Here is a 3,069-nt window from a genome sequence, read left to right as displayed (position 1 = left end):
CCCCACCCGATTTGCTGCGCAAATCGACCTCTCCCTATGGGAGAGGTGACCTGCGCCCGCTGCCGCAGTAGCCTACGCCGCCAGGACCAGTTCGCCAACCTCGCTCATGCCGGCATCGCGATCGCCGAGCAGCAGCGCGGCGATCTTCGCTTGCGCCGCATTTTCCGTGAGCCGGAACGGATCGCTCGGCAACACGCGATGGTCGATCACGAGGCGCGACAGCAGCAGCCGGCGCGCATCGCCCCGCATGTCGTAAATGCGGTGTGCCTCCCAGGCGAGCGCGACTGCGCTTGCGACGTGATAGAGCACGCTGGTGGCGCGGCGAGCATCGGCCTCGTTCTCGGATTTCCCGGCGACCTCGCGCGCAAAGCCGACGGCGCAATCGGTGAGGCCGCGCAGACGCTCGCGCCATGCCTGCGGCACGGAGGCGCTATCGTCGAGCCGGGCATGCAGATCGGCCGCCAGCGCGGATTCGGCGCCATGACGGCCGACAGCGCGGCGCAGCGCATCGATCGCGACGATGTTGCCGGTGCCTTCCCAGACCGAGCCGAGATGGGCATCGCGCAGCAGCCGGGGCGTGGCGAATTCCTCGATATAGCCGATGCCGCCGCGCATCTCGAGCGCATCGCCGCAAACCTTGCGCGCATCGCGCGTGGCGCGGAATTTCAGCGTCGGGGTCAGGATGCGCAGCAGCGCCGCCGCATCCTGGCTGCCGGCTTCCGCGCGGTCGAGCGCGTCGGCGGTGAGAAAGCTCATCGACAGCGCCTGCTCGACCGGGAGCATGATCTTCAGCATCTGGCGCCGACCGAGCGGCAGGTCGATGATGCGCTGGCCGAACACGACGCGGTTCTTGGCCACAGTCATCGCATCGTGATAGGCGCGGCGCATCAGCGCCGTCGACTTGACGCCGTTGGAGAGCCGCGAGGAATTCACCATCTCAGCCATCTGCACGAAGCCGCGATCGAGCTTGCCGACCGCATAGGCGATCGCGCCTTCCAGCTTGATCTCGCCGGAGGCCATCGAGCGCGTGCCGAGCTTGTCCTTGAGGCGCACGATCCGGTAGTGGTTCTGCGAGCCGTCGTCGAGGAAGCGCGGCATCAGGAACAGGCCGACGCCGCGCGTGCCGGGGCCGGCGCCTTCGGGGCGCGCCAGCAGCATCACGACCTTGGCGTCGGCATTCGAGCAGAACCATTTCTCGCCATAGAGGCGCCAATGGTCGCCCTCCTGCACCGCGCGCGTGGTCAGCGTACCGACGTCGGAGCCGCCTTCCTTCTCGGTCATGAACTGGCCGCCTTGCGTCAGCTTGCTCATGTCGGTCGAAGTCAGGCCGTCCAGATATTTCGCCTTGAGGGCCTCGCTGCCGAAATTCGCCAGCAGCTTGGCGCAGCCGTCGGTGACGTTGATCGGGCACCCCATGCCGAATTCGGTCTGGTTGAACAGGAAGGTGAAGGCGTGCTTGGCGACAACAGGATATTTGTCCGGCCAGCCCATGATGCCTTTGCGGATCGAGAGCGCATGGATGCCGAACTCGCCGAATGCGGCGTTCTCCAACTCGCGATAGGCCGGATGGTATTCGATCGACTGCACGTCGCGGCCGAACTTGTCGCGCTGGTGCAGAATGGGCGTGTGACGGTCGGCAAGGCGCGCGCATTCGTCGAGCCGGCCGCCAGCGAGCGCGCCGAGGCGGTCGAGATGCGGCTCGATGTGGCGGAATAGCGCTTCGGGCAGGTGGATGCGCAAAAGGTCCGTCAGGGCGGGATCGGCACGGTAGAAATTCATGCCTGACGTATCGGGGGCCAGCAGGCCGGAAGGTTCGGCCGCGACGTGATTCGGCTTTGCTGGGGCCGGTTTGTGCATGATCGTCCTCACTCGTTTCCGCCTTGCGGACATTTTGCGCTGATTTGCCGCTTGCCGCTTCGGATGATGTCGATCATGCTCCAGTCGCGGAGAGCGATAAAGCCGCAAATTGTCAGGGAGGCATGATCGCCGTGACGGAGCAATTCGCTCTGCGGAATTGTTGATCGCTCCGTCTGGTTGTTGGCGTCGGCATGCATAGATCAGCAGCTCCCTGTCTCAAGAGATCGCGCCATGGAACATCCGAAGTACAAGATCGCCCTCATTGTCGGTGCTGGTGAAGGATTGAGCGCCTCCTTGGCGCGCTTGCTCGCCAAGCAAGGCATTCGCGTCGCGCTGGCCGCGCGCAAGATCGAGAAGCTCGGGGCGCTCTGCAGCGAAACCGGCGCCAAGGCCTATGCCTGCAATGCGGTGGAGCCTGAGGAGGTCGAGCGCCTGTTCGGCCTGGTCGAGCGCGAGATCGGCACGCCCGATCTCGTCGTCTACAATGCCAGCGGCCGCACGCGCGGGCCGTTCGTCGATCTCATTCCGGCCGACGTTGCCAATGCCATCGCAGTCAGCGCCTATGGCGGCTTCCTGGTGGCGCAGCAGGCCGCCAGGCGCATGCTGCCGAACAAGCATGGCGCGATCCTGTTCACCGGCGCCTCCGCCAGCGTCAAGGGCTATGCGCAGTCGGCGTCGTTCGCGATGGGCAAGTTCGCGCTGCGCGGTCTTGCACAGAGCCTGGCGCGCGAATTGTCGCCGCAGGGCATTCATGTCGCGCATTTCGTCATCGACGGCGGCATTCGCAGCGCGGCGCGGACGGAAGATGCCGACAAGCCGGATTCGATGCTCGATCCCGATGCGATCGCAGAGAGCTATTGGAACGTGCTGCAGCAGCCGCGCAGCGCCTGGAGCTGGGAGCTCGAGCTGCGGCCCTGGGTGGAGAAGTTTTGAAACGAGCTGCCGTAGGGTGGGCAAAGGCGCATCGCGCCGTGCCCACCATCTCGAACTCAACAAACAATGGTGGGCACGCTTCGCTTTGCCCACCCTACGAGAGCAGGGAGGATCAATGACCACCGAAACCACCATCGACACCGGCACCAACGAGCTCCTCTGCGTCATCCGCGACCGCGTCGCCGTCATCACGTTGAACCGGCCGGAGGCGCGCAATTCGCTGTCGGATGCGCTGACGCCGGCGCTGCGCACGATGATCCGAGCCTGCGGCGAGAACCC

At 65.4% G+C, this 3,069-nt stretch carries 3 protein-coding genes and 1 pseudogene; 2 read left to right on the top strand and 2 right to left on the bottom strand.

Annotated elements, in window-relative coordinates; translation table 11 throughout:
- Positions 1–72: 72 nt before the first annotated feature.
- Both JHD07_RS36520 and JHD07_RS36515 read right to left on the bottom strand, forming a co-directional pair.
- Positions 73–1,857, bottom strand: a complete 1,785-nt coding sequence (locus JHD07_RS36520) for an acyl-CoA dehydrogenase family protein (RefSeq protein ID WP_291631014.1) — start codon at positions 1,855–1,857, stop codon at positions 73–75.
- An 8-nt stretch (positions 1,858–1,865) separates the two neighbouring features.
- Positions 1,866–2,054, bottom strand: a complete 189-nt coding sequence (locus JHD07_RS36515; protein WP_291631012.1) for a hypothetical protein — start codon at positions 2,052–2,054, stop codon at positions 1,866–1,868.
- A gap of 34 nt (positions 2,055–2,088) precedes the next feature.
- Here JHD07_RS36515 and JHD07_RS36510 point away from each other — a divergent pair, with 34 nt between their 5' ends.
- Positions 2,089–2,790: an SDR family NAD(P)-dependent oxidoreductase gene (locus JHD07_RS36510; protein ID WP_291631010.1), complete on the top strand. Its 702-nt coding sequence runs from the start codon at positions 2,089–2,091 to the stop codon at positions 2,788–2,790.
- 115 nt (positions 2,791–2,905) lie between these two features.
- Positions 2,906–3,069: pseudogene (locus tag JHD07_RS36505) on the top strand (enoyl-CoA hydratase); the annotation flags it as partial.

It is taken from the genome of Bradyrhizobium sp. (assembly GCF_016462955.1).
Taxonomy (GTDB): Bacteria; Pseudomonadota; Alphaproteobacteria; order Rhizobiales; family Xanthobacteraceae; genus Bradyrhizobium.
The sequence above is the reverse complement of the archived record's forward strand: the minus strand, read 5'-3'. Positions and strand labels throughout refer to the sequence as shown.